We start from the raw sequence: 24,272 nt of genomic DNA, 5'->3' as shown, positions 1-24,272 counted from the left end.
CGAAAACGGTGTGGTGGTTCATCACGCTCCGTGACCGCGACCCTCGTTCGTTCGTCTCTTCAGTCGACAGTTCGACAGTCGAGCGTCCGTCACGGGTTAGCATAATTAGAGCCGTTTCTTTAGGGTGATGTCGTGAATGATGATGATGGACCATGTCCGAGGAATCCGAGGGTGAACTCGAAGCCCGGTTACCGGAGGGAGAGAGTTTCGAGCCGCCCGAGTCGTTCGTCGAACAGGCGAACGTCACCGACGAATCCATTTACGAGGAGTTCGCGGAGAACTGGCCCGACTGCTGGGAGCGGGCCGCAGATATGCTGGACTGGGAGGAACCGTACGATCAGGTACTCGACGACGGCGACGCGCCGTTCTACGAGTGGTTCGTAGACGGGAAGCTCAACGCGTCGTACAACTGTCTCGACCGCCACGTCGAGGCGGGCCGCGGCGACGAGGTCGCCATCGAGTGGGTCGGGGAACCGACCGACGAGACGCGCACGTACACCTACGACGAGCTGCTGGACGAGGTTCAGGAGTTCGCTGCCGCGCTCCGCGACCTCGGCGTCGAGGAAGACGACGTGGTGACGATGTACATGCCGATGATCCCGGAACTGCCGGTGGCGATGCTGGCGTGTGCCCGGATCGGCGCACCGCACTCGGTCGTGTTCGCCGGCTTCTCGGCGGACGCGCTCGCCACCCGGATGAACTCCGCCGACTCGGAGTATCTCGTCACCTGCGACGGCTACTACCGCCGGGGTGATCCGCTCGACCACAAGGACAAGGCCGACGAGGGACTCGGCGGCGTCGATCACGGCGTCGAGACGGTCGTCGTCGACCGACTGGGCGACGAACTCGAGCACGACCTCGACGACGATCAGCACGACTACGACGACCTGATCGGAGACCACGCGGGCGCGGAAGTCGAGCCGGTAACCCGCGACGCCGAGGACATGCTGTTCCTGATGTACACGTCGGGCACCACGGGCAAGCCGAAGGGTGTGAAACACACGACCGGCGGCTACCTGTCCTACGTCTCGTGGACTTCCCACGCGGTGCTGGACATCAAGCCCGAGGACACCTACTGGTGCTCGGCCGACATCGGCTGGATCACGGGTCACAGCTACATCGTTTACGGCCCCCTCGCGCTGGGGACCTCGACGGTGATGTACGAAGGAACGCCGGACTACCCGGACAAAGACCGGCTCTGGGAGATCGTCGACGACTACGACGTGACCCAGCTCTACACCGCACCCACCGCCATCCGGGCGTTCATGAAGTGGGGCAAGGAGTACCCCGACCAGCACGATCTGTCGAGCCTGCGTCTGCTCGGTACCGTCGGGGAACCGATCAACCCCCGCGCGTGGAAGTGGTACTACAAACACATCGGCGACGAGTCCTGCCCGGTCGTCGACACCTGGTGGCAGACCGAGACGGGCGGCATGATGATCACGACGCTCCCGGGGGTCGGCGAGATGAAACCCGGGTCGGCCGGGCCCCCGCTGCCCGGAATCAGCGCGAACGTCGTCGACATGAACGGCGACGAGGTCGAGCCCGGCGAGGCCGGCTACCTCACCGTCGACAAGCCCTGGCCAGGCATGCTGCGGACGCTGTACCAGAACGACGAGCGGTTCATCGAGGAGTACTGGCAGGAGTACTCCGACGAGGACGCAGACGAGTGGGTCTACTTCCCCGAGGACGGCGCGAAGATCGACGACGACGGCTACATCACGGTGCTGGGCCGCGTCGACGACGTGATCAACGTTTCGGGCCACCGGCTCGGGACGATGGAAGTCGAGAGCGCCATCGTCGGCGTCGAGGGCGTCGCCGAGGCCGCGGTCGTCGGCGGCGATCACGACCTCAAGGGCGAGGCGGTCTACGCCTACGTCATCACCGAGGACGGCTACGAGGGTGACGACGACCTCCGCGAGCGGATAATCGAGGGCGTCGAGGACGCCATCGGCCCCATCGCTCGCCCCGAGGAAGTCATCTTCTCGCCCGAACTCCCGAAGACCCGGTCGGGCAAGATCATGCGTCGCCTGCTCGAAGATATCGCCAACGGCGACGAACTGGGTAACACCAGCACGCTGCGCAACCCAGACATCGTCGACGACATCGCCGGCAAGGTCGGCGAGGACTGAGGACTCCGATCCAACCACCCTCACGTACGCGACACCACGACACCACGATTCACCCCACCTGCCTTCGCACAGACACGAACCACTGACGACACCATCACACGACCGAAATATGACAGACAAAGACACGCACGATTCGACGGACGGTGCGGCGACCGGGGACGAGCCACCGGTAGCCGAAACGGACGGCGGCACGGTGACCCAGGCCGCGGAGGATCATCGGCAGACCGACTACCTCGACAGGGAGGTAAACCTGCTCAAGCCCAGCACCCCGTTCATGCGGGACCACCTGAAGTTGGTCTGGGCCAGTTTCATCGTCTGGGTCCTCACGACTTGGGCGCCGGTCACGGCGACCTTCCTGGCGACGGAGACCATGACCTCGCTGACCATCCTGGGCTTCCCGGCCCACTACTTCATGGTCGCCTTCTTCACGCCGACGGCCTCGCTGCTCCTGGCGCTGGTCTACTCCTGGCGGCGTGACAAACTCGACGAGAAGTACGGCATCGACACCGAGACGGCGACGGGCACCAGCGCGCCCGACGCCGCGGCCACTGACGGAGGTGTCGACGAATGATACCCCTCCAGGCAGAGGCGCTCAACATCTCGTTCAAGCCCCTCGGCGCGGCCATCGTCTTCCTGATGATGGCGTCGTTCCTGGTCATCGGCTACCTGTTCAAGGTCGCCGACACGGAGGGCATGTGGGTCGCCGGCCGTGGCATCGGCAACATCGAGAACGGCATGGCAATCGGTGCTAACTGGATGTCGGCCGCGTCGTATCTCGGTCTCGCCGGGCTGGTCGCCCTCGCGGGCTTTTACGGCCTGGCGTTCATCATCGGCTGGACGACCGGCTACTTCGTCCTGCTGATCTTCCTGGCCGCGCAGATGCGCCGGTTCGGGAAGTACACCGCACCCGACTTCGTCGGGGACCGGTTCAACTCACCGACCGCACGCGCGCTGGCGGCGTTCACGACGCTGCTGATCGCGTACGTCTACTCCGTCGGCCAGGCCCGCGGGATGGGGCTGGTCGGCCAGTACGTCTTCGGTCTCGACATCATCCCGATGATCGTCGTGATGATGGCGATCACGGTCGGTTACTTGGCGATCTCCGGGATGATGGGCGCGACCAAGAACATGGCCGTCCAGTACGTCATCCTCATCCTCGCGTTCCTCGTCGGCGTCTTCGCCGTCGGCTGGAGTTCGCGAGGCATGGTCCTGCCTCAGATCCAGTACGGGGCCATGATCGACGAACTCGCACGGCAGTTCTCCGAACCGTTCACCGAGGGCGGGAGCAGTTACTACCTCTGGATCGCGACCGCGTTCTCGCTGATCTTCGGCACGTGTGGCCTCCCACACGTCCTGGTGCGGTTCTACACCGTCGAGAGCGAGCGGACCGCCCGCTGGTCGACCGTCTGGGGCCTGTTTTTCATCATGCTCCTGTACTGGTCGGCCCCCGCGATGGCCGCGCTCGGCGTCGACCTGTTCGCCGCGGTCAACAACATCACTCCGGACGCAGTCTACAGCGGCTCCGCCGCGATGTCCGGTGCGGAAGGTGACGTGATCGTCGTGCTGGCGGCCCAGTTCGCCGCCCTGCCGCAGTGGCTCGTCGGCTTCGTCGCGGCCGGTGCGATGGCCGCGGCCATCGCGACGACCGCCGGGCTGTTCATCACGGCTTCGTCGGCCGTCGCACACGACATCTACAGCGAACTCGTCAACCCCGACGCGACCCAGCGCCAGCAGGTTCTCATCGGGCGAGCGACCATCGTCGCCATCGGTGCGCTGGTGACCGTCACCGCGTTCAACCCACCGGCGCTCATCGGCGAACTGGTCGCCTACGCGTTCTCGCTGGCCGGCATCGTGCTGTTCCCGATGTTCTTCCTCGGTCTGTGGTGGGAGAACACCAACCGCCAGGGCGCACTGGCCGGCATGAGCATCGGCCTGTTCATCTGGATCACCTCGATCATCAACAGCGTCCTGCCGAAGTACGTCGGCTTCCTGGCCGAGGCCGCTGGCGGCTCGACGAACGCCATCGTGCCGGTCTACGCACAATTCGTCCCGCCGATTGGCGCGGCGCTGGTCGGCACGCCGGTCGTCTTCGTCGTCACCATCGTCGTCTCGCTGGCGACCGAAGAACCACCGGAAAAGACGAAGAAGATGGTTCGACAGTGTCACAGCCCGGAACCGATGGGCCAGCAACAGACCGCGGAAGACGTCGTGAGCACCGACGGGGGCCAGACCCCCGCGGACGACTAGAGCAATGTACGACAACATCCTCGTCCCGACCGACGGCAGCGAAACGTCACGGCGTGCGGTCGACCAGGCGGTCGACATCGCCGCGAAGTACGACGCGACCGTTCACGTCCTGTACGTCGTGGACGTGGACGCCACCAGCTACTCGCTGGGCAGCGAACAGGTCGACCGGATCCGGCAGGGCCACCTCGACGACATGCCCGAAGTGAAGGCGGAGGCCGACGAAGCGACGGGCTACGTCGCCGACGCCGCCGAAGAACACGGGCTGGCCGTCGAGGAACACATCAGCGTCGGCGAACCCGCTCGGGCCATCCGGCAGTTCGTCGCGGACAACGACATCGACCTCGTCGTCATGGGGTCACACGGCCGATCCGGACTCTCCCGGGTCATCCTCGGGAGCGTCACCGAAAAGGTCCTGCGCCGGACTCGACTGCCCGTCCTCGTCGTGGACGCCCACGGCGAGGCGGAAACCGAAGCGGCGGAAGAGGAATAGCACTCCCGTCCCAATTCACGAGCATGAGTCCACACGACACGCGACCGACGCGAGGTGACCGGCGATGAGCATCGTCGACCGGATCAGCGACCACGTCCGCGAGCACCGCTCCGGGATGGTGACCGACCTCGTGTTCGCGCTCGTGTGGGTGACGGTCGTCGAAGTGTTCTTCAACTTCGTCGACGGCCCGCAGTGGGCTTACTACATGTTCATGCTCGCCGGTATCGTGGCCTACTTCGGCTTCTTCTGGTCGCTGAAGATGGCGCGCGCACAACAGTAGGGCGGTTCGAAGGCCGCTGGCGTCGTCTTCGGCCCGGGGCACAGCCAGCACGGGAACGTTCGCCTTTCTGACGAGCGCGTCCGTGACGCTCCCGACGCGCTCGCGTTCGACGATCCGTTTGCCGGTCGAGCCCATCGTCACCGGATCGGCGTCGACTTCGTCGACGTCCCGGAGTATCTCTTCGTCCGGCGCGCCGACCCGGATGGCTGTCTCCGTGTCGAGTCCGGCCGCACTGATCTCCTCCGTCAGCTCCGCGACCGCTCGCTCGCCCTCGTCTTCGAGTTGTTCGCTGATCTCACCCATCGCCAGCCCGGGTGCGGCGTTGGCGACGTTCTCGTCGACCACGTAGAGGACGTGCACGGTCGCGTCGTGGCGCGTCGCGGCGTCGATTGCGTGTTCGACCGCCCCGGCGGCGACCTCGCTTCCGTCCGTCGGCAGGAGTACGGTCTCGTACGTACACGAAAAAATACGCGACCACATGACTCAATCCAAGAACACTGTTCCGGAACACTGGGAACGGGTTCGGTCTCCGGGCCGAATCTGTCCGCAGTGTCACTCCTCCGGCGTGTACTGGCGCTCTAGCGCCCGGTAGCCGTCGGCGTCGACCACGTCCTCGAAGGCCTCGAAGGAGACGCCGTCGACGGAGTCGGTCGTCCCCGTCTCGGCCAGGGTTTCGTAGGCGTCCTGCATCGCCTCGGTGGCCGCGAACAGCGCCGACAGCGGATAGACGGCGATGTCGAACCCGATCTCGTCCAGCTCGCCCGCCGAGAGTTCCGGTGTCTTCCCGCCGTCGACCACGTTGGCGAACGTCGGTGCGTCGATTTCGCCGGCGATGCGCTCCAGTTCCGCCCGCGATTCCGGTGCTTCGACGAACACCACGTCCGCGCCGGCCTCGGCGTAGGCACGGCCCCGCTCGATGGCGTCGGCCAGTCCGTGGACCGCGCGAGCGTCAGTGCGGCCGACGATCACCAGCTCCTCGTCGCGTTCCGCGCGCAGGTCGGCGGCGGCCCGAATCCGCTGGACCCCCTCGGCGGCCGGCACGACACGTTTCTCGTCCATGTGGCCACAGCGTTTGGGGCACTCCTGGTCCTCGAGGATGACTCCCGCGACGCCGGCGTCGAGACACTCTCCGACCGTCCGCCGGACGTTCACCGCCGATCCGTAGCCAGTGTCCGCGTCCGCCACGAGCGGCACGTCGACGCTGCCGGCGATCCGGTCGATCCGCTCGACGTTCTCGGCCATCGACATCATCCCGAGGTCGGGGAGCCCGAGCGTCGAGGCGGCGATGCCGAACCCGGAGGTGAAGACGGCCTCGAAGCCGGCCCGTTCGGCCAGTCGGGCCGAGAGTGCGTCGTGAACGCCCGGCAGGGCGACGATCCCGTCGCCGTCTATCAGGTCCCGGATCCGCTCGGCCGGGGGTCGTGCTGTCATACTCGGACGGGGGTGTGTCGTCGCCTAATCGTTGGCGGTCCCGAACCGTGCCGAGGTCGGAAAACATTTTTCGCACCCCTTCGTGTTCACACGCAGTATGGACGTACGGGGACGTGATACGCGATGACGATAGAGGACCGCGTCGAGGAACTCCGCGAGCGCAAGCGCGAGGCCGAACTCGGCGGCGGCGAGGAGCGCATCGAGGCTCAACACGAACGTGGGAAGATGACCGCCCGCGAGCGCATCGAGTACTTCCTCGATGACGGCACGTTCAACGAGATCGACACCCTCCGGGAACACCGCTCGACGAACTTCGACATGGACGAGCGGGAGATGCCCGGGGACGGCGTCGTCACCGGCTACGGCGAGGTCGACGGCCGGAAGCTCTTCGTTTTCGCCCACGACTTCACCGTCATGGGCGGCTCGCTGGGCGAAGCGTTCGCCCAGAAGGTCTGCAAGATCATGGACAAGGCCATCGAGACCGGCTGTCCGATCATCGGTCTCAACGACTCGGCCGGCGCGCGCATCCAGGAGGGCATCGACTCGCTGGCAGGCTACGCCGATATCTTCCACCGTAACCAGCTCGCCTCCGGCGTCGTCCCGCAGATCTCGGCGATCATGGGCCCCTGCGCTGGCGGGGCGGTCTACTCCCCGGCCATCACGGACTTCATCATGATGGTCCAGGACACCAGTCACATGTTCATCACCGGCCCGGACGTGATCGAGACGGTCACGGGCGAGGAGGTCGGGTTCGAGGAACTCGGCGGCGCACAGACCCACGCCACGGAATCGGGCGTCTCGCACTTCACGGCCCAGGCCGAGGAGGAGGCGCTGGACGACATCGCCTACCTGCTCTCCTTCCTCCCGCAGAACAACGTCGAGGACCCGCCCCGCGTGGAGCCGTGGGACGACCCCGAACGTGAACCCGACGACCTGATGGACATCGTGCCCAACCAGCCCCAGAAGCCCTACGACATGCGAAACGTCGTCGATAGCATCGTCGACGAGGGGTCCTTCTTCGAGGTCGCCGAGCAGTTCGCGCGCAACCTCACCATCGGCTTCGCCCGGATGGACGGCCACTCGGTCGGCATCGTCGGGAACAACCCCCACGTCAACGCGGGGACGCTGGACATCGACGCCTCGGTCAAGGGCGCACGCTTCGTCCGCTTCTGTGACGCCTTCAACATCCCCATCCTCACGTTCGTGGACGTGCCAGGGTTCATGCCCGGCACGGATCAGGAACACGACGGGATCATCAAACACGGCGCGAAGCTGCTCTACGCCTACTCCGAGGCGACGGTGCCGCTGCTGACGGTGATCACACGGAAGGCCTACGGCGGTGCCTACGACGTGATGGCCTCGAAGCACGTCGAGGCGGACATGAACTACGCCTGGCCGACGGCCGAGATCGCCGTGATGGGGCCCAAGGGCGCGGTGAACGTCCTCTACGACGACGAACTGGCGAGTGCGGAGGACGTGGAGGCCCGCCGGCAGGAACTTATCGACGAGTACCGCGACGCCTTCGCCAACCCGTACACGGCCGCCGAGCGCGGCTTCGTCGACGACGTGCTGGAACCGAAAGAGACGCGCGCCCGACTCATCACCGACCTGGAGATGATCCGGGGGAAACGCAAGAACACGCCCGACCGCAAACATGGCAACATCCCGCTCTGAGATGGCCGACGAGAACGCACCGGCCGAGGTCGGCGAGGAAGCGCTACTCGCCGCCGTCGAAGCGGCGCTGGCGGACGACGCGAACGCCGACGAAGCGGCCGCCGTCGCCGCCGCCATCGGCGCGCACATGCGCGACCAGGAACTCGCCGCAGCGGCCGCGGCCGACGGCGACGACGGCCCCAACTGGGCCGACGGCAAGTGGGAGTTCGCCAGCAAAGTGGCGCGCAAACGGCAGCGCTCGGTGCGCGTGCCGACCGACGCGCCCGAAGACCCGTGGACGGCCGCGGGTCGCACGGATCGGATGTGAGTCAGGCCTGTGCGTGCCAGTAATCGACCGTCCGGAACAGGACGTACGCGACGGCGTTGAGCAGGCCAGCGAGCGCGAACACGCCGCCCAGCACCCAGAAGACACGGCCGAAGACGCCGACCTCGGTCAACCCGAACGCGAAAAAGAGAGAGATGATCCCCCAGACCAGCAATATCGCGGCGATACGAGCACCTTCTTCGACGTAGGTCGATACCGACTGCGCCGGTGGGATGGGTGGTGAATCGGACACGACAGCCGGTTCGTCGGTCGTCAGTATAAGCTCTCTGAAAGGTCAAACAGAGATTGTAGACACCGTCACGCGGGTCTATGACCCGTCGACGGTAATCGTCGTCCCGTTCAGCTCGCGGCTCTCGCCCGTCGACTCCGGCTCGCGTCGAATCGCGTCCCAGTCCGTGATGTCCGTCACGGTCCCGCTCGTCAGGTTCACGTCGGCCGTGTACTTCAGATCCGCCGGATGGGTCATGTCGGGCCGGCGGACCCGGACGACCGCCCGCCCCTCGACGTAGGTGGGGTCACGGACGATGGTGACGGACCCATCGCCGCTGTTCCCTGTCGATTCGACGGTGAACTCGCCGCTGCCGTCGCCGGAATCGGCGCTGTCGAGCGATATCTGGTCGACAGCGGTGGCGTTCAGCTTCTGAATGGGATCGACTGACAGTTCGTATGCCGGCATCGCGTCGAGTTTCTGCCGGAGCGTCTCGTTGGCCAGTGCGACCGACCGGGCTCGCTCCCGTTCCGCGACCGTCAGTGGTCGCTCCTCCCGGGTCCGTACCGTGAACTGGCCGTCGCCGGTCTCCTCGATCGTCACTGCTCGCACGTCGGACACGTTTTCGACGAGCGTCGTCGATTCGCCGTCGGCCGAGAGCGTGACGTTACCGTCGGCCACGACGAATTCGGCCGGCGACCCCATCTGTGAGAGCGGTTCGGTCAGGCCGAACGCGGTGCCGGCTCCGGCCAGTCCGAGGCCGAGGACGGCGAGAGCACCGAGCGCGAACAGACGCGAGCGAACGGTCGCGTGCATCGGTGTAATCTTCGGTGAAAGACTACATCAAGACCGGGGTGAAACCCCTCCGAAACTGGTTCGAAACGCGTTTCAAGCCTGTTTCAGGCCTGCTACCGGCTGTATGGATCGGTAGGAATAAAGTGTCGCTGGCGGAACGACTACGCATGGATCTGCGGCCCCTCCAGCGGACGCACCTGTTCGCGGCGGTGGTCTTCGTCGCCGCCGTCCTCGTGCTGGCCGTCCAGCTGATCACGCCGTCGCCGGTGATGGTCTCCGTCGGCGAGACCGGAGCGGAGACGACCACGGTCGGGCAGTACTTCACCTACAGCGAAGTGGCAGTCGTCGCGGTCGCGGCCGTCGTCTGTGGCGCTAGCGGCACGTACCTCCTCGTCGGTGCCCGGACGGACCCGGACCCGCCACGCTCGCCGGTCGAGGACGCACGGCCGCAACCCATCGCCAACGGCGGCGTCGAGCCCGACCCGCCACGGGGAGGCGACGGTGGGGCGACACCCGAGGAACGGTGGCAGGAGACGCTCGGTGGGCTCGCGAACAACCAGGCGACGATCTACGAGTTGCTGATCGAGGCCGACGGGGAACTGCCCCAGCGGACACTCGTCGAGGAGACGGACCTCTCGAAGGCGACGGTCAGCCGCACCCTCGACAAACTCGAACACCGCGGGCTCGTGGAGCGAACGCGGGATGGACTGGGGAACACGGTGCGTCTCACGTAGCGTCGCGAATCACCTGAAACGGCCGTATAACGGCTTCCGAACGCTTTCCGCGGCACTTCCCAATAAACGACTATGAAGTCTTTCAGCCAACGTGTGACCGAGGCGAGCCGGGGCGACGGGCGGTCCCCGCTGACGCGGCTCCCGACGCCTGCCCCGGCTCGCCGGCATACAACAATGCGACGCAACCTATTCACGCTCGTGGCCGTGACACTGCTCGCCGTCGGGGCGAGCGGTGTCGTGGCTGCGACGCTGGACGCGCCGAGCGCCGACACGCAGTCGGCCGATGCACTGCCAGCCAACCACACCGTCGACGTGATCAATCCCGGCGACGTGAGCGACGACGCCGTCGACCGAGCCGTCGAGACGGCCTGGGCCGACGACGAGGTCCGGAGTTACAGCGGTAGCGAGGCGAAAGCCCACCCGTTCACGGGTGGGATGAAGCCGACAACTGGGAATCTTTCCACGCTCGTAGGCACGGTTGGGGTTGGATGCCTGCGTAACATCTTCAGGTGAGTGGTTTCTATATACTGACGATGCCTCGTGGGTTCGACAGGGAACGTACCAACATCCACAAACTCCAGTACCACTTCATCTGGTGTCCGAAGTACCGCAAATCGGTGCTTGAGGGCGAAGTACGTGACTGTCTCGAAGAACTCATCGAGGAGAAAGCCAACGAACTCGGGTTAGAGATACTGAAGTTGGCGATTCGCCCCGACCACGTACACCTGTTCATCACGGGCGACCCGACGCTCGCCCCGAACAAAATCATACAACAGGTCAAAGGCTACTCCTCGCGCCACCTCCGCGACGAGTTCGACTTCGGCCTCCCATCGCTGTGGACGCGCTCGTACTTCGTCTCAAGTGCGGGCGACGTATCCAGCGAAGTCATCGAAGAGTACATCGACGCCCAAGCAGGTGAGTAGTATGCAACGGACCGTCTCAACCACGGTGCGGGTCAAACTCCACTCGTTGACCAACAGGAAAGCCGACCTGCTCGCCCGTGAGTACGAGGCGTTCCAGACCGAGGTACACGGTGGAGACGCCACCCTCTACTCCGCGACCGACCAGCAGGCATCGAAAGTCCAGCGACAGAAAGACCCGAACCCCGACACCGAACAGCCTGTCGTCCTCCGCAACGACGTGTTCGACGTGTCCTACGACGAGGACACCGTTCTCTCGTCGTGGTGGGTCAAAATCCCTGTCTACGACCCCGAGCGTGGACGGGGCAACTCCATCTGGTGTCCCGCCCACGTTCCGCATAAGGACAAACAACTCGTCCGAACGGGCGACATTCGGGACAGCGAACTGGTGCGCCGTGACGGTGACTGGTACGTCCATCTCGTCGTCAAACGGTCTGTGACCGTCCAAGACGAGTACGACGACGTATTGGCTATCGACATGGGCGCACGGTGGGTCGCTACCTGCGCGTTCCTCTCTGACCGCAAAACCACCTTCTACGGCGAGAAAGTGCGCCGTATCCGCGAACACTACAAGCAACTGCGGAAGTCCATTGGGAAAGCGAAACCCCGACAGGGACAGCAGGTGGTCGAGCGTATCGGTGACGCGGAAGCGCGGAAGGTGGACGACCGCCTCCACAAGATTGCTCGGCAAATCGTGGAGGACGCCGAAGAACGGAACGCACTCATCGCCGTGGGCGACCTCGGCGGGATTCGCAAGGACAACGACAAGGGACAGTACGTCAACGACAAGACCCACAAGATGCCGTTCGCTCGCCTGCTCAACTACATCGAGTACAAAGCCCACGACGCAGGCATCGACGTACAGTTGGTCAAAGAATACGACACGTCGAAAACGTGCAACCGGTGTGCCTGCGAGGGCGTCCGAGAGACGCAGGGGCGCTTTGAGTGTCCTGAGTGTGGGCTGGACGACAACGCCGACAAGAACGGTGCGCTGAACATCGGCAAACGAGCCTTGGGCAAGTTCTCGAAACCGCTGTCCGAGGCGGGGGCTGTACTGGCACAGCCCGAAACGCAGGTCATCGTCCAACGCGACGACGAACCTGCGAACCTCTCCGTTTCCGTGGGTTCAACCCCCAGTGGGGGAACCCCACGGCTTTAGCCGTGGGAGGATGTCAGACGACGGGACGATCAACGTTGACGTCGCCCCTGCCGACGCGCCCGACGACACGCGCGTGGTCGCCACCGTCGACCCCGAGACGGGGACCGTCACCACCGTGGAGGAACCGGTCCGACTCAACGCCTCGAACGCGGTCTCGATCGACCTCGGAGAGAACGGCACCGTCTCCGCGGACGGTGACGAGTACGACGTGAACGACAGCGAGGCGAGCACGGACCGTAACCGCACCTACACGGCCGATCAGTCCGTCCGGATCGAGTTGGACGAGGACTCGCTCGAACGCGGCGCGGACGGGACCTTCTCCGTCGAGGTCGAAAACGCGATGTCCGACGCGGAGGTCTTCCGGATCGACACTGGGAACGCGACGGCCGACGAGTAAGTCGCCCCCCGACCTGTCACCCCTCCATTTTTTCAGACGCGCATCGTCTCGTCGCACTCGGGACAGCGCAGGCCGCCCTGGTCGCTGGCCGCGATGTCGACACCCATCGCGTCCACGTCCTCACAGTTCGGGCAGGGGACCGGTACACGGAGCTGGTCCCAGTCGTGGCGCTTGCCGGGCGCGCCGATGGCCAGCACCACGGCCTGCTCGTCGCTCTTGTTCTCGCCGTGGTGGTAGTCGCCGGGTGCGAAGCGAACGACTTCGCCGGCAGCGACGTCTTGTGACCCGTCTTCGGTGTCGAAGGTCACGGTGCCCTCAAGCACGTAGAAGATCTCCTCCTGATCGAGGTGGGTGTGGTAGCCGCCGTCCGGGGCCTCGCCGGGGGCCAGCGTGTAGTGGTTCATCGCCACGTCGGTCGTTCCGAGCGCGTCGGCCAGTGCCCGCGCGCCCTCGGTGGCGTCCAGCGGGTGCGGGACGGTGTCGAGGTCGTCGACTGTCACGTGTTTCATCGTAGAGGAGCGGTGGACAGTCACCATGTTAAACGTGCGCAAACTCCGAGTGGTACCACGACGCGAGGATAGCGGCGGGACTGCCGTGGTCGCATACCTTTAAGGCCCAACTCGCGGTACAGGGCGACATGTTCGATACGGTGCTCGTCGCGAACCGGGGAGAGATCGCCGTCCGGGTGATGCGCGCCTGTGAGGAACTAGGTATAGACACGGTCGCCGTCTACAGCGAGGCGGACAAACACTCGGGGCACGTCCGGTACGCGGACGAGGCGTACAACGTCGGGCCGGCCCGCGCGGCCGACTCCTACCTCGATCACGACGCGATCATCGAGGCCGCACAGAAGGCCGACGCCGACGCGATCCACCCTGGGTACGGCTTCCTCGCGGAGAACGCCGAGTTCGCCCGCAAGGTCGAAGCCACCGAGGGCGTCACCTGGGTCGGCCCCACCGGCGACGCGATGGAGCGCCTGGGCGAGAAGACCAAGGCTCGCAACGTGATGAGCGACGCCGACGTGCCAATCATTCCGGGTACCGACCCCATCGAGGAACCCGAGGCGGTCCGCGAGTTCGCCGAGGAACACGGCTACCCCATCGCGATCAAGGCAGAGGGTGGCGGTGGCGGCCGCGGGATGAAGATCGTCCGCGAGGAGAGCGAGATCGAGGAGCAACTGGAGAGCGCCAAACGCGAGGGCGAGGCCTACTTCGACAACGATTCGGTCTTCCTGGAGCGCTATCTCGAAGATCCGCGTCACATCGAGGTGCAGATCATCGCCGACCACCACGGTAACGTCCGACACCTGGGCGAACGCGACTGTTCGCTCCAGCGCCGCCACCAGAAGGTCATCGAGGAGGGCCCGAGTCCCGCCCTCGACGACGAACTGCGGGAGGAGATCGGCGAGGCCGCCCGCCGGGGCGTCGACGCCGCCGACTACTACAACGCCGGCACCGTCGAGTTCCTCGTCGAGGAGGACCCGGATCGGGACCCCGACGAGGTGCTGGGCGCGGACGCGAACTTCTACTTCCTGGAGGTGAACACGCGGATCCAGGTCGAACACACCGTCACCGAGGAGATCACGGGCATCGACATCGTGAAGTGCCAGCTCCGGGTCGCGGCCGACGAGGAGATCGGCTTCGCACAGGACGACGTGGAGATCGACGGCCACGCGATGGAGTTCCGGATCAACGCCGAGAACGCCGCGGAGGACTTCGCGCCCGCGACCGGCGGCGAACTGGAGACCTACGACCCGCCGGGTGGTATCGGCGTCCGGATGGACGACGCGCTCCGGCAGGGTGACGACCTCGTGACCGACTACGACTCGATGATCGCGAAGCTGATCGTCTACGCGTCGGACCGCGAGGAGTGTATCACTCGCTCACAGCGAGCACTGGGCGAGTACGACATCGAGGGTATCCCCACTATCATCCCGTTCCACCGGCTGATGCTCACCGACGACGCGTTCGTCGACGGCAAACACCACACGAAGTACCTCGACGAGGAACTCGACCCGGAGCGCATCGACGAGGCCCAGGAGAAGTGGGGCACCGACGACACCGGAAGCAGCGACGAGGACGAAGAGGTCGTCGAACGCGAGTTCACCGTCGAAGTCAACGGCAAGCGGTTCAGCGTCAACCTCGAAGAGCGCGGCGCACCGCCGATTCCGACCAGCGCGGGCAACGGCGGCGGTGGCGGGAATCAGCCCCAGCGCCCCTCCGGCGGGTCGGGTGGCGGTGGCGGCGGTGGCGGCGGTGGCCAGGCCGCGGCGGCGGAGGGGCAACAGGTCACCGCCGAGATGCAGGGCACCATCCTGGAGGTCGACGTCGCCGAGGGCGACGAGGTGGCCTCCGGCGACGTGATCTGTGTGCTGGAAGCGATGAAGATGGAAAACGACATCGTCGCGCCCGCGGGCGGCACCGTCGAACAGGTCGCCATCGCCGAGGGCGAGAGCGTCGACATGGGCGACCTGCTGGTCGTGATCGACTGAGGAGCGGATCAGCTCTCGCCACGACGGCGTACGACCAGATCGGTCACCATCGTCATCGCGGGGTCGCCGTCGACGTGGGCCGCGAGTTCGTAGTCGGCGTACCCGTGCGCCTCGGTGTGGTCGGGGGTCGTCTTCGCCAGCAGTTCGCCCCGGACGAGGAGCGTGTCACCCGGTCGCACCGGCTCGTGGAACTCGACGCGCTGGATGTAGCGTGCGCCCAGGTTCGCCACCTCGGACAGCCACTCGTCGACCCAGTGTCGCATGGCCACCCCGATGGTGTGAAGGCCGCTGGCGATGAGGCCGCCGTGGACGGACTCGGCTGCGGCGTCCGGATCGACGTGGAACCGCTGTGGGTCCCACTTCTCGGCGAAGGCCAGAATCTCCGCTTCGCTCAGTGTCGCCTCGCCGAACGTGCCAGTCTCTCCGACTGTGAGGTCCTCGAAGTACCGCATACCCGCCGTTCGGAGCCAGTGGGCAAAAGTCCCGCGCGTGGTCGTCGGCCGCGCGGTACCCCCACACCTCTCGGGTCCCGACCACCTGTTCGCTGATCATCGAGATGACTTCCTCGCCGTCCACGTTGACGGAGAGTTCGCACTCGACGCACCCGTGAGTCGGGCTGTGCTCGTCGGGTTCCCTGTCCAGTACCTCCACTTCGAATTCGAGTTCCTCGCCGGGGCGGATGGCCCGTTCCCACGTGAGACTCCTGATCTCGCGGGCACCCACGTTCTTCACGTCGTCGAGGTCCTGTTCGACTCACTCCCGGATAGCGACGGCGACGGTGTGAGGGCCGCTGGCGATGCTGCCGCCGTGGACCGACTCCTTGGCGGCCTCGGGGTCGGTGTGGTAATCCTGCGAGTCCCACTCGCTGGCGAAGTCGATGATCGCCTCCTGGCTCAGCGTCTCGGTGCCCAGCGTCTTCGATTCGCCGACGTCGATGTCCTCGAAGTATCGCATATCTTCGCTGTTTGAGATGAGAACAAAAACCCGCGCGTAGCGGCGAACTTGCGGCCCGGGACGGGACGGGACGGGACGGGACGGGACGGGACGAGGGCCGCTGTCGGTGCGGGCCGAACAGCCGACACGAGCGACCTGCTGGCCGGGACCGACCGAATCGGTTATCACTATCGATAGCCGTGGGGTGGTACTTATTTGCTCCATCAGTAACGAGTCGAACGGTATGGCAACTGGCGCAGATTCCTCCCGGCTGGAACCGGAACAGGGTCCGGATCGGGACGCGGACGACGAGTTCTGGCGACACGCCTTCGAGTCGATGATCGCGGAGCTCGCCGACCCGGTGTTCGTGGTCGACGACACCGGGACGATCACCCACTGGAACGACTCGCTGGTCGACCTGATGGGTATTCCGCCGGAGGACGCCCTCGGGCGGAACGCCTACGACGTGTTCGGGACGGAGGGCGAGAGCGAGACTCTGGCCGAAGAAGTCGTCCGGACCGGAGAAGCGGTCAAGGAAGACCAGGTACGCTCGGCGGAGGGGGCAGACGGGGAGATGAGCGCCTCGCGCGTTCAGGCGGTCCCGATCACGACACCGGACGGGGACGTCGTGGGTGCGGTCGAGTTCCTCAACGAGGTGACCGCACTCGTCGAACAGCGCCAGGCAGTCGAGGACCTCCACGACGAGATTTCGACCGCTGTCGGGGAGTCGGTCACGGAACTCCGGGACTCGTCCCGCGAGGTCGCCGAGAAGTCCGAAGACATCAGCGACCTCACCGACGGGCAGGCCGAGAACCTCTCGGAGGTCCAGAGTGAGGTCTCGGACTTCAGTGCGACCGTTGAGGAGATCGCCTCCAGCGCCGATCAGGTGACCGACAGGAGCGCCGAGGCCCGCGAGCGCGCCGAGGAGTCGGTCGAGACGGCCCGCGCGACCGTCGGCCGAGTCGACACGCTCGCCGAGTCCGCGGACGAAGTGGCCGACAACGCGCAGGCGCTCAGCGACCGCGTCGACGAGATCGACGAGATCGTCGACGTGATCGACGACATCGCCGAGCAGACGAACATCCTGGCGCTGAACGCCAACATCGAGGCTGCCCGCGCGGGCGGCGAAGGCAGCAGTGGGTTCGCGGTCGTCGCCGACGAGATCAAAGACCTCGCCAACGAGTCCCAGGAGCGAGCCGCGGAGATCGAGGCGCTCATCGGGGAGGTCCAGGAGATGGCGACCGACACCGCCGACAACGTCGCGGACGCCAACGCGGAGATACAGTCCACGGCCGAGGACATCGAGCAGGTGATCGAGAACCTGGAGGCGATCCACGACTCCATCGTGGACACCGATCAGGGGATCACCGAGATCGCGAACGCGACGGACGACCAGGCCGCGAGCGCCGAGGAGATCGCCAGCATGGTCGACGACGTGGCGACCCGGGCCGACGAGGTGGCGGACGCCGTCGAGGGCATCGCGGCTGCCAACCGCGAACAGAACGACACGATCGAGTCGCTGAACGAATCGGTCGTCCGCGTCGACGAGCAGATGCGAGCCGTCACCGAGTGAGCGGCGAGCCGATTTTATAGCCGGCGGGCGAACGCGACCGCATGCAGGACACGCGCCACGCCGTTCTCGACGCCATCGCCGACGGGCCTATGCCAGGGCCGGCCATCGCCGACCGACTCGACGTGTCACGCGCCGCGGTCTGGAAACACATCGAGGCGCTCCGGGAGGCGGGCTTCGCCATCGAGGGCGGCGACGACGGCTACGAACTCGTCTCGACGCCAGAGTTCGGGGGCGAAGCCGTCGAGTTCGGGCTCGACGCACCCTTCGAGGTGGAGTACCACGATTCGATTTCGAGTACCAACGACCGGGCCCGAGAACTCGCCGCCGAGGGTCGCGAGGACGTGGTCGTGCTGGCCGACGAGCAGACGGGGGGTCGCGGCCGCCTCGACCGCGAGTGGACGGCTCCCTCGGGCGGCATCTGGCTCTCGATCATCCTGCGCCCGACGGTGCCGCCGGCCAGCGCGCCCGCGTTCACGCTGGCGGCCGCGGTGGCGACCACCCGCGCAGCGCGTGAGGCCGGCGTCGACGCCGCGATCAAGTGGCCAAACGACGTGCTGGTGACCCACGGCGACACCGACCGCAAACTCACCGGCATCCTCACCGAGATGGAAGGTGAGGCGGATCGGGTCTCCTGGGTCGTCGTCGGCATCGGGATCAATGCCAACGTCGAGGCCGCCGACCTCGTGGCGGGAGCCACCAGCCTCCGTGAGGAGACCGGCGACGTGAACCGACGGGTGTTCACCCAGCGCGTGCTGGAGGAGTTCCACGAGTTACGGTCCGATCCGGACGCGGTGGTGCCGGCCTGGCGGGAACTGGCCGACACGCTGGGGCGGCGGGTCAGGGTCGACACGTCCGGCGGCGAAGTCGTCGGCGAGGCCGTGGATATCGAGTTTCCCGGGACGCTCGTGATCGAGACCGACGACGGCCCTGTTCGCGTGAGCGCCGGTGACTGCGAACACCTCCGACCGGTCTAGGCTTTCACCTCCGGTTCGTGGTCGCCGACGGCCGGTTCCTCGACACGGACCGTCATCACCGGGACGGAAGACCGCCGGACCACCCGTTCGGCGACGCTCCCCAGGAGCAGGCGGTCGATCCCGCCCCGCCCGTGTGTGCCCATCACGATCAGGTCGCAGTCGTCGTCGACGGCGTGTTCCACGATGGTACTGCTCGGTTTGCCCTCGACGACGATCCGTTCGACCGGAGCGCGGTCGTCGACGGTCCGCTCGACCTCGTTCAGTGCGGCCGTCCCCTCCTCGTACAGCAACTCCGAGATACCCTCCCAGCTGGTCTCCATGGGGAGACTGGAGAAACTCGCCGCGTCGACGACGTACAGCGCGTGGATCAGCGCGTCGTCTCTCTCGGCAAGCGCCGCCGCGTGATCGACCACTGGCTCCATCTCGGCCGATCCGTCCGTCGGCAGGAGGATGCGGTTGTACATTGTTATCTAGTACCAAACTTCGACGGCCGCCGGCTTAACAGTAACTGGGAACTGCCGGGGGTCCCCCGTCAGTCCGCGGTCTGGAGGACGACCTCGGACACGTCGGCGAGGCCGGCTCGGTGGACGACGGCGCGGACGGGGTTCTGGTAGCCGGTGAGGTTGTCCGAGTCGCCGTCGAGAACGAACAGGCGAGCGTCCCAGTCTTCCGCGATGACGCCGCAGTTCAGACCCGCGATGTCGGCCCCGTGGTGGGTCGCCATCTTGAGGACGTAGCGGGCCGATACGTCGGAGAGTTTCGCGGCGAACTCCATCTCCCGGAACATCGAGGGGCTGTTGAGCATCACGTTGTCCGTCCCGAGCGCGACGGTCGTGTGGTCTGCCAGTTCGGCGATGTCGGGCGTCCCGACGCCGGTCACGAGGTTCGAGCGCGGGCAGGCGACGACGGGCACCTCGCGGTCGGCGACGCGATCCAGATGGATCGGTTCGGTGTGGACCATGTGGACCAGAAAGTCCGGATCGAGGTCGAGCGCGCCGTTGATGTCGTCCGGGTCGCGTTCGCCGGCGTGGATGCCGAACAGTTTCCCCGCCTCACGTGTGGCGGTCCGCTCGCGGCCGAACTCGCCGTCGCGCGCGCCACTGGCTCCGAACCCGTCTGCGGCTTCCATCGCTTCGACCTCCTCGCGGCCGAGCGTGACTGACTCGATGTCCAGGCCCTCGACGGCTTCGGCCATCGCGCGGACGCCCCCGACGCCGCCCTCGCGGAACTCGATGCAGGCGGCCGTGCCGCCCGATTGCATGAAGGATAGTGAGCGCTCCATCGCCGCGACGGTCTCTTCGTGGCTGGCCTCCCGGAGGAGCCGATGTTTCAGGCCGTCGGGCGGCGCGACGAGTTCGTCCAGGTTCAGTCTCTCGCCCGCGTCTTTGGCGATGGAGTCGCCGGTGTGCGTGTGGGCGTTGACGAACGCCGGGACGACGATGTCGTCGGTGTCGACGGGTTCTCGCTCGACGGCGACGATCCGGCCGTCTTCGACCACGACCCGGCCGTCGATGGCCTCGAAGTCCTTTCCGCGAAGGATGCGGCCTTCGATCACGCGGCGGTCGCTCATTCTCCTGCCTCCTGGAAGTCGTCGAGCGTGGTGTGGACGCCGGGGCGGGCGTCGCTGATCAGCGACCCGTCGATGTCGAGGCCGAGGACGCGGCTGGCGGCGTGACCCACCCGCTCGGTCACACCCTCGGGCGCGTACACGCCGAGTCGCCACTGGTCCCGCTGGACCGCCCGGAGTGCACCGACGAGCGTCGACTGGTCGCCCAGCGGCCGGACCTCCCCGTTGACGATCACCCGACTCGTCGACTCCTTGATCTCGGGCCGGCCGGGCACGTCGAGGATCACGTCGGCCGGGTCGACCTCCGCCTCGGCGGCGATCTCGCGTTCGGCCTCGACGATTCCGTCGTGACCGCGCTCCAGCAGTTCCTCGGGCACGTCGCCCATCTCCGCCCAGACGGCGCGTTTCAGGAGGTCGCGCTCGGTCAGCCGGCGGGCAGTCTCGTCGGTCACCTCGCACTGGCGTAGACTGACCAGCAGGTCGTGGTCGTCCATCCGTCGCATCGCCTCGGCGGTAGTGTCGGTTTCCGTCAACAGGCGCTCGGCACCCCGTCGAAGCATCGATTTGGAGATGCGGGCGGTGTGGTGGCTGTATACGGTGGGCGTCATCAGCGCCCGGGCGACCAGCAGGCTCTCGGCGGTCTGGACGTTCCCCGCCGCGAGGACGAGTTCCCCGTCGACGAAGGAGAGTTCCCGGACCAGGCGCTCGTGGTCGATGGTGCCGTAGGGGACGCCGGTGTGGTGGGCGTCACGGACGAGGTAGTCCATCCGGTCCACGTCGAGTTCGCCCGAGACGAGCTGGCCGAGCTTGCCGTCGCCGGCAACGAGGTCGGCCACCGCGTCGGGGTTGAGGCCGTGCTCTGCGAGGACCTGCGCGACCGCACCCGACTCCAGTAGTTCGTGTACGTCGTCGTGCCACTTCCCGGTGTGGCGGTGGACGACCGACTCGACGTTGTGGCTGAAGGGGGCGTGACCTACGTCGTGGAGGAGGGCGGCGGCGCGCACGCGTTCGGCCTGCTGTCCCTCGACGTTGAGGTGGGCCAGCGCCTCGTCCGCGAGATGGTAGACGCCGAGACTGTGCTCGAAGCGGGTGTGGTTCGCGGAGGGGTAGACCAGCGTGACGGTGCCGAGTTGGCGGACGTGCCGGAGCCGCTGGACCGGCGGCGTGTCGAGCAGGTCCTTCGCGACCCCGCGCACCTCGATGTGGTCGTGGACGCTGTCCTTGATATCCATTGTGCCGGACTTTGCCCCGCCGGCACCTTACTTCACACGCCGCCGGTACTCGGACATCGAAGTCGCCCCTTTCAAGACGGGTGGTGGCGTGGGGACGGATGTGAACCGGTACGCCATCGCCCTGGTGTCGGTGTTCGCCGTGGTCGCCCTCGCGGGCTGTGGGACGCCCGGCGGGACGGGCACGCCGACACAGTCGCCCGCGAACCAATCGGACACGACCGTCGACGGACCGTACGACCTCCCGCTGAACGGGACGGCCATCCGGGAGCGCCACCGCGGCGTGCTGACGGACGCGGGCTCGTTCAGCTTCCGACAGGACACCGTCGTCCGCGCGGCGGCGTCGGGTGCCTTGCTCCAGTACACGAACGTCTCGGCACAGGTCGACCGGTCGAGCGGTGTCTACCGGCTCCTGGAAAACGGAACGACGACGCCCCCTACCGCGGTGTACGTCGACGAGAACGGCACCGCCTATCTCCGGGAACGGAGCGCGGGGCAGATCGCCTACGACCGCCAGTCAGGGGCTGGCGGGAACACTGACGCCTACCTCTATCCGGAAATAAACCGGTACATCCGCGGACTGAACTTCAGTTACGAGGGCACCGAGACGACAAACGGTGCGACCGTCCACGTCTACGCGGCCAACGGGACCGACCGGCTCGACCCCGACGAACACGGCCTGACATTCCTCGATCCCGCCTCGCTGTCGGCGCTCTCAGCCGAACTCCGCGTCGCGGCGGACGGCTCGTTGCGGTCGTTCCGCTACGACGTGACGAGCGGGCCCCGTCAGAACGGCCGCCTCCGGTACGTCGTCGACATCGAGTATGCCGGTGTCGGGTCGACCACGGTGAGAGAACCCTCGTGGCTCGGCGAAGCCAAAAACGTCACCAGCGAGTAACGTCACCGATCCACCGGTCCCGGTATCGATCCCCTCCCCACGCGAACCACGGAATTCCCGAATTTCGCCGGTCTCCGGAGGTCGACTTTTATATCTGACGCGCTACGATCCCGAGTCATGGTCTATCACATCACGCCCGACTTCGACTCCTACGAACAGGCTCGGGACGCCTTCGAGTGGGACCTCCCGGACGGGTACAATCTCGCACACGACCTCGTTCGGAAACACGAAGATCGGGAACGCCCGGCCCTGTACCAGGCCTACCCGGACGACCGACGCGAGACCTACACCTTTCGGGACCTCGACGAGCGCTCCAACCGGGTCGCGAACGCGCTCCGTGACCGGGGCGTCGAGCGCGGCGACCGCGTCGCCGTCGCCGTCCCCCAGAAGCCGTCGAATCCGGTGACACACCTCGCCTGCTGGAAACTCGGGGCCGTCTCCCTGCCCCTCTCGGTACTCTTCGGTCCAGACGCACTCCGGACGCGCCTCGACGACAGCGGGGCGTCCGTCGTCGTCGCCGACGCGTCGGTACTCGACGATGTGGTGGCGGTCCGGGAGGACTGCCCCGATCTGGAACACGTCGTGGCGGTCGACGGTGAGGATCATCCGTCCGGCGTCGAAGCCTTCGCCGCCGTCGAGCGCAGCGGCGACGAGGCCTTCGAGATCGTCGACAGCGACGCGGAGACGCCCGCGATAATCATCTACACCAGCGGCTCGACCGGGCCGCCAAAGGGTGTCCTCCACACCCATGGCGTCTGGGCGGGCCACTGCTCGGCCTTCTACATGTACTTCGAGACCGACGTGTTCGACGCCACCTACTGGACGCCCGCCGACTGGGCCTGGATCGGCGCGCTCGGCGACGTGCTCTTTCCGGCCTGGCACTACGGTCAGCCGGTCGTCGGCTACCCGATGGGATCGTTCGACGCCGGGACCGCCTTCGAGTTGCTCGCGGAGTTCGGGGTGACCGCCGCCTTCCTCCCGCCGACGGCGATTCGGATGCTGATGAGCGTCGACGACCCGGCCGAACAGTACGACCTCGCACTGAAGACAATCTCGTCGGGCGGCGAGCCGCTGACGCCGGAGATTCTCGACTGGGCCCGCGAGCAACTCGACGGCGTCGTCGTCAACGAACTCTACGGGCAGACGGAGGCGAACCTGCTGGTATCCAACTGCCGGGAGTGGTTCCCGGCACAGGCCGGCAGTATGGGCAAACCGGTCGTCGGCCACGACGTAGCGGTGATCGACCAGGAGACGGGGGCGCGCCTCGACGACGGCGAAGTCGGCGAGATCGCCGTCGCGTATGGCGACGACCCGGTGATATTCCGGGAGTACTGGAACCGACCCGAGAAGACCGAGGCCGCAACGGTTGAGGGTCCCGACGGCACCGTCTGGCACTGCACCGGCGACCTGGGCTACCGCGACGATGACGGCTACTTCTGGTTCAAATCCCGCACCGACGACGTGATAATCACGTCGGGCTACCGGGTCGGACCGGGTGAGGTCGAGAGCGCGATCCTCGAACACCCGCGCGTCGAGCAGGTGGGCGTCGTCGGCGTTCCCGACGACACCCGCGGAGAGATCATCAAGGCCTGGATCCAGCCCGTCGACGGCGATGCCGGGGACGACACCCTGCGCGAGGAGATCCGCGACCTCGTGCGGAACCGGCTGGCCGAGTACGAGTACCCCCGTGAAATCGCGTTTGTCGACGACCTGCCGACCACGACGACTGGCAAGATCCAGCGCCGGAAGCTCCGCGAGCGCGACGCCTGACCGGTTGCCCCTGGCGAAAGGATTTACCGCGACGCTTCCCGACCA

At 66.3% G+C, this 24,272-nt stretch carries 26 protein-coding genes and 1 pseudogene; 17 read left to right on the top strand and 10 right to left on the bottom strand.

Features of this window, described 5'->3' with window-relative positions:
- The first annotated feature begins 152 nt into the window (after nucleotides 1–152).
- From acs to MU521_RS11565, 5 genes are all read left to right on the top strand, one after another.
- Nucleotides 153–2,132, top strand: coding sequence for an acetate--CoA ligase (gene acs / locus MU521_RS11585; RefSeq protein ID WP_092693142.1), 1,980 nt, complete (start codon nucleotides 153–155; stop codon nucleotides 2,130–2,132).
- A 109-nt stretch (nucleotides 2,133–2,241) separates the two neighbouring features.
- Complete coding sequence (locus MU521_RS11580; RefSeq protein WP_092693144.1) at nucleotides 2,242–2,703, top strand: DUF4212 domain-containing protein; 462 nt, start codon at nucleotides 2,242–2,244, stop codon at nucleotides 2,701–2,703.
- Nucleotides 2,700–4,379 (top strand): VC_2705 family sodium/solute symporter, encoded by a 1,680-nt coding sequence (locus tag MU521_RS11575; RefSeq protein ID WP_092693145.1) that lies wholly within the window; start codon nucleotides 2,700–2,702, stop codon nucleotides 4,377–4,379. The genes MU521_RS11580 and MU521_RS11575 overlap by 4 nt, the downstream gene beginning before the upstream one ends.
- A gap of 4 nt (nucleotides 4,380–4,383) precedes the next feature.
- Nucleotides 4,384–4,869: a universal stress protein gene (locus MU521_RS11570; RefSeq protein WP_092693147.1), complete on the top strand. Its 486-nt coding sequence runs from the start codon at nucleotides 4,384–4,386 to the stop codon at nucleotides 4,867–4,869.
- Nucleotides 4,870–4,933: 64 nt separating this feature from the next.
- Nucleotides 4,934–5,149, top strand: coding sequence for a DUF8119 family protein (locus MU521_RS11565; RefSeq protein WP_245681189.1), 216 nt, complete (start codon nucleotides 4,934–4,936; stop codon nucleotides 5,147–5,149).
- 48 nt (nucleotides 5,150–5,197) lie between these two features.
- Here the strand turns inward: MU521_RS11565 and MU521_RS11560 are convergent.
- Nucleotides 5,198–5,629: pseudogene (locus MU521_RS11560) on the bottom strand (universal stress protein); the annotation flags it as partial.
- A gap of 72 nt (nucleotides 5,630–5,701) precedes the next feature.
- The gene (locus tag MU521_RS11555) at nucleotides 5,702–6,580 is read right to left on the bottom strand and encodes an isocitrate lyase/PEP mutase family protein (RefSeq protein ID WP_092693150.1); all 879 of its coding nucleotides are present in this window, start codon (nucleotides 6,578–6,580) and stop codon (nucleotides 5,702–5,704) included.
- A 123-nt stretch (nucleotides 6,581–6,703) separates the two neighbouring features.
- Here MU521_RS11555 and MU521_RS11550 point away from each other — a divergent pair, with 123 nt between their 5' ends.
- A complete protein-coding gene (locus MU521_RS11550; RefSeq protein WP_092693152.1) occupies nucleotides 6,704–8,254 on the top strand; it encodes an acyl-CoA carboxylase subunit beta in 1,551 nt (516 codons plus the stop codon).
- Nucleotides 8,235–8,561 carry a DUF8022 family protein gene (locus tag MU521_RS11545; RefSeq protein WP_092693154.1) on the top strand — a complete coding sequence of 109 codons (327 nt, stop codon included), beginning with the start codon at nucleotides 8,235–8,237 and terminating at the stop codon, nucleotides 8,559–8,561. The genes MU521_RS11550 and MU521_RS11545 overlap by 20 nt, the downstream gene beginning before the upstream one ends.
- Before the next feature lies 1 nt (nucleotide 8,562).
- Here the strand turns inward: MU521_RS11545 and MU521_RS11540 are convergent, their stop codons facing one another.
- Nucleotides 8,563–8,811, bottom strand: coding sequence for a hypothetical protein (locus MU521_RS11540; RefSeq protein ID WP_092693156.1), 249 nt, complete (start codon nucleotides 8,809–8,811; stop codon nucleotides 8,563–8,565).
- 75 nt (nucleotides 8,812–8,886) lie between these two features.
- Nucleotides 8,887–9,603 carry a hypothetical protein gene (locus MU521_RS11535; RefSeq protein ID WP_092693158.1) on the bottom strand — a complete coding sequence of 239 codons (717 nt, stop codon included), beginning with the start codon at nucleotides 9,601–9,603 and terminating at the stop codon, nucleotides 8,887–8,889.
- A 146-nt stretch (nucleotides 9,604–9,749) separates the two neighbouring features.
- On the opposite strand from MU521_RS11535, the gene MU521_RS11530 reads away from it, so the two are divergent.
- From MU521_RS11530 to MU521_RS11510, 5 genes are all read left to right on the top strand, one after another.
- A complete protein-coding gene (locus MU521_RS11530; protein WP_092693159.1) occupies nucleotides 9,750–10,316 on the top strand; it encodes a helix-turn-helix transcriptional regulator in 567 nt (188 codons plus the stop codon).
- 174 nt (nucleotides 10,317–10,490) lie between these two features.
- Nucleotides 10,491–10,829: a hypothetical protein gene (locus tag MU521_RS11525; RefSeq protein ID WP_139171126.1), complete on the top strand. Its 339-nt coding sequence runs from the start codon at nucleotides 10,491–10,493 to the stop codon at nucleotides 10,827–10,829.
- A gap of 20 nt (nucleotides 10,830–10,849) precedes the next feature.
- Nucleotides 10,850–11,239: an IS200/IS605 family transposase gene (gene tnpA, locus MU521_RS11520; RefSeq protein ID WP_250864796.1), complete on the top strand. Its 390-nt coding sequence runs from the start codon at nucleotides 10,850–10,852 to the stop codon at nucleotides 11,237–11,239.
- 1 nt (nucleotide 11,240) lies between these two features.
- Nucleotides 11,241–12,395 carry a transposase gene (locus tag MU521_RS11515; protein WP_250864795.1) on the top strand — a complete coding sequence of 385 codons (1,155 nt, stop codon included), beginning with the start codon at nucleotides 11,241–11,243 and terminating at the stop codon, nucleotides 12,393–12,395.
- A 10-nt stretch (nucleotides 12,396–12,405) separates the two neighbouring features.
- Entirely contained in the window at nucleotides 12,406–12,792 is a 387-nt protein-coding gene (locus MU521_RS11510; protein WP_092695532.1) for a hypothetical protein, read from the top strand.
- Nucleotides 12,793–12,824: 32 nt separating this feature from the next.
- Here MU521_RS11510 and MU521_RS11505 read toward each other — a convergent pair whose 3' ends face one another.
- Nucleotides 12,825–13,301 carry a cupin domain-containing protein gene (locus MU521_RS11505; protein WP_092695530.1) on the bottom strand — a complete coding sequence of 159 codons (477 nt, stop codon included), beginning with the start codon at nucleotides 13,299–13,301 and terminating at the stop codon, nucleotides 12,825–12,827.
- A gap of 128 nt (nucleotides 13,302–13,429) precedes the next feature.
- Here MU521_RS11505 and MU521_RS11500 point away from each other — a divergent pair, with 128 nt between their 5' ends.
- Nucleotides 13,430–15,283 (top strand): acetyl/propionyl/methylcrotonyl-CoA carboxylase subunit alpha, encoded by a 1,854-nt coding sequence (locus tag MU521_RS11500; RefSeq protein ID WP_092695528.1) that lies wholly within the window; start codon nucleotides 13,430–13,432, stop codon nucleotides 15,281–15,283.
- Nucleotides 15,284–15,291: 8 nt separating this feature from the next.
- Here the strand turns inward: MU521_RS11500 and MU521_RS11495 are convergent, their stop codons facing one another.
- Nucleotides 15,292–15,735 carry a MaoC/PaaZ C-terminal domain-containing protein gene (locus tag MU521_RS11495; RefSeq protein ID WP_092695526.1) on the bottom strand — a complete coding sequence of 148 codons (444 nt, stop codon included), beginning with the start codon at nucleotides 15,733–15,735 and terminating at the stop codon, nucleotides 15,292–15,294.
- Nucleotides 15,736–16,036: 301 nt separating this feature from the next.
- A complete protein-coding gene (locus MU521_RS11490) occupies nucleotides 16,037–16,237 on the bottom strand; it encodes a hotdog family protein (RefSeq protein WP_092695524.1) in 201 nt (66 codons plus the stop codon).
- 223 nt (nucleotides 16,238–16,460) lie between these two features.
- Here MU521_RS11490 and MU521_RS11485 point away from each other — a divergent pair, with 223 nt between their 5' ends.
- Both MU521_RS11485 and MU521_RS11480 read left to right on the top strand, forming a co-directional pair.
- Nucleotides 16,461–17,789 (top strand): methyl-accepting chemotaxis protein, encoded by a 1,329-nt coding sequence (locus tag MU521_RS11485; protein WP_092695522.1) that lies wholly within the window; start codon nucleotides 16,461–16,463, stop codon nucleotides 17,787–17,789.
- A gap of 41 nt (nucleotides 17,790–17,830) precedes the next feature.
- Nucleotides 17,831–18,763 carry a biotin--[acetyl-CoA-carboxylase] ligase gene (locus MU521_RS11480; protein WP_092695520.1) on the top strand — a complete coding sequence of 311 codons (933 nt, stop codon included), beginning with the start codon at nucleotides 17,831–17,833 and terminating at the stop codon, nucleotides 18,761–18,763.
- On the opposite strand, the gene MU521_RS11475 is transcribed toward MU521_RS11480, so the two are convergent.
- The 3 genes from MU521_RS11475 to MU521_RS11465 form a co-directional block, all read right to left on the bottom strand.
- The gene (locus MU521_RS11475) at nucleotides 18,760–19,227 is read right to left on the bottom strand and encodes a universal stress protein (protein ID WP_092695518.1); all 468 of its coding nucleotides are present in this window, start codon (nucleotides 19,225–19,227) and stop codon (nucleotides 18,760–18,762) included. The two genes, MU521_RS11480 and MU521_RS11475, sit on opposite strands and share 4 nt — an antisense overlap.
- A 68-nt stretch (nucleotides 19,228–19,295) precedes the next feature.
- Nucleotides 19,296–20,333 (bottom strand): amidohydrolase family protein, encoded by a 1,038-nt coding sequence (locus tag MU521_RS11470; protein ID WP_092695516.1) that lies wholly within the window; start codon nucleotides 20,331–20,333, stop codon nucleotides 19,296–19,298.
- Entirely contained in the window at nucleotides 20,330–21,562 is a 1,233-nt protein-coding gene (locus tag MU521_RS11465; RefSeq protein ID WP_092695514.1) for an HD domain-containing protein, read from the bottom strand. The genes MU521_RS11470 and MU521_RS11465 overlap by 4 nt, the downstream gene beginning before the upstream one ends.
- A gap of 88 nt (nucleotides 21,563–21,650) precedes the next feature.
- Between MU521_RS11465 and MU521_RS11460 the strand changes: the two genes are divergently transcribed.
- Both MU521_RS11460 and MU521_RS11455 read left to right on the top strand, forming a co-directional pair.
- A complete protein-coding gene (locus tag MU521_RS11460) occupies nucleotides 21,651–22,457 on the top strand; it encodes a DUF7537 family lipoprotein (protein WP_139171206.1) in 807 nt (268 codons plus the stop codon).
- A gap of 117 nt (nucleotides 22,458–22,574) precedes the next feature.
- On the top strand, nucleotides 22,575–24,227 hold the full coding sequence (locus tag MU521_RS11455; RefSeq protein ID WP_092695510.1) for an acetate--CoA ligase: 1,653 nt from the start codon (nucleotides 22,575–22,577) through the stop codon (nucleotides 24,225–24,227).
- Nucleotides 24,228–24,272 lie beyond the last annotated feature (45 nt).

Source organism: Halorientalis regularis (genome assembly GCF_023698535.1).
Taxonomy (GTDB): Archaea; Halobacteriota; Halobacteria; order Halobacteriales; family Haloarculaceae; genus Halorientalis; species Halorientalis regularis.
This window is presented reverse-complemented; position numbering and strand designations above follow the sequence as displayed.